The 1,788-nt window shown below is 66.3% G+C and carries 2 protein-coding genes; both read right to left on the reverse strand.

All coding sequences use genetic code 11. The annotated features are described in order from the left end of the window. The coding region (locus QZH66_RS15690) for a glutathione S-transferase N-terminal domain-containing protein (RefSeq protein WP_305806830.1) at positions 1 to 446 on the reverse strand (446 nt) is incomplete at its 3' end. A gap of 23 nt (positions 447 to 469) precedes the next feature. Then, positions 470 to 1,788: thiamine pyrophosphate-binding protein (locus QZH66_RS15695; RefSeq protein ID WP_305806831.1), on the reverse strand; the 1,319-nt coding region annotated here is incomplete at its 5' end.

The raw sequence follows: 1,788 nt of genomic DNA on the forward strand, positions 1-1,788 counted from the left end.
AACGACTCCGCGAGCGCGTCCACCTCAACGGCCAGCTCGTCCAAGGCAGCCTCGATCTTGGCCTGCTGGCCGTTCGCCCAGTCGTCCCAGCGCAGCGCTTGCGGCCGCAACGCCGTTTCGTAGCGCAGCAGAACCGCCGCGTCCATGAGGCCATCGGCCAGGGCCTGGTGCCGCAGCGCACGCCAGCGCGACTCACCACGAACAGGAATCAGCGGGCTGCCGCAGTGCAGACTGTCCAGATACTCGGCGATGACCGGCGAGTCATAGAGCGGCTCGCCATCATCTCGCACCAGCACAGGAATCTTGCCCAAGGGGTTGAGCGCCCCGACCTGCGGGTTCACCGTCTGCGGCGTGACGGTCACGTGGACCTCCTCCAGTCGATCCGCGAGCCCCACCTCCAGCGCCAGCATCCGGATCTTGCGGGCAAACGGGGACAATGCGGACATGAGTAGCTTCATATGCCTGCTGCTCAGAATTTCACGCCGTCCGGCATCGCGCTGGCCACGGTTCTGACATCCACGACGACGGGGCCCTTGCACCGCAAGGCTTGCTCGAACGTCGACTTGAGATGCTCCGGCTGGTCCACGACCAGACCCTCACAGTCGAACGCGCGCGCTATGGCGGCGAAGTCCGTCTCGGCGAAGTCGCACGATAGGGTTTGGCTGCCGTAGCGCGCCGTCTGGCCGGCCTTCGTGTACTCGAGATTGCCGTTATTGAGCACCACGACCATGACCGGAATGCCCATGCGCCGCGCGGTCTCCAACTCCTGAATCACCATCATGAAACCGCCGTCGCCGACCAGCAGCACGAACTTGCGCCCAGGGTCGGCCACTGCTGCGCCCAACGCGCCAGGCAAGCCGAAGCCCATTACCCCCATACCGCGCGGACCAATGTAGGAGCGCCCCGGCCTGTGTACTTCGAAGTACTGGCCGCCCCAGATCTGGTTGAAACCGGAGTCGCACACGATGGTGTCTTCTTCCGACATGGCCTCGCGCAGGGCAGCGATCGCTTGCAGGGGATGGACCGGCCCGTCGCCCGTCGCGGCCGCCTGCGGGCTCTGCGTGCCACGCTCGACCAGCCACTTGCTGCGGATACCCGACACTGCGTCGGCGCGCGCCGCCGCATCCCATTGGAGCGGCTGGCACTGCGCCACCAGATCGGTGACGAAACTGCGCACATCGGCGCAAACGCCCATCGTGATCGGTTGGTGGTGGCCCAACTCATCCGCGTCGATATTGACCTGGATGACTTCGGTAGTGCGCGCCGGCACGGACCAACCCGCCGTGTCGAGGTTGGTGAAGCGCGACCCCAGCGCGAGCACCAGGTCGGCGCTGCGCACATACTCATTGGTCATCGGACGGCCTAACGCCCCCACCGTGCCGACCGACAGCGCATGGTTCTCGGCGATGGCACCCTTACCCATGTAGGTCGTGGCGACGGCTGCGCCGGTCAGCTCGGCCAGTTGCACGATTTCCGTCCAAGCGCCAGAAGCAATCGCTCCACCTCCGCACCAGATCACAGGGCGACGCGCCGCGTGCAGCCGCTCGGCCACCTGACGGACCTCCTCGGAGGACGCGTGCAGACGACGGCTCGGCCAGACATCCATGTCGCCGGGCAGGTCGAATTCATGGTCCGGGTAGTCCACTTCGACCGCGAAGATGTCGGCCGGAATGTTCAGCACGACGGGGCCCGGCCGGCCGCCAACCGCCTTGGCGATCGCGCGGCGCGTCCACTCAGCCACCCGGCTAGGGTCCACCAGGTCATAGGACGCCTTGGAAATGGAGCGGA

Origin of the sequence: Stenotrophomonas sp. YIM B06876 (assembly GCF_030711595.1) — a bacterium.
Taxonomy (GTDB): Bacteria; Pseudomonadota; Gammaproteobacteria; order Xanthomonadales; family Xanthomonadaceae; genus Stenotrophomonas.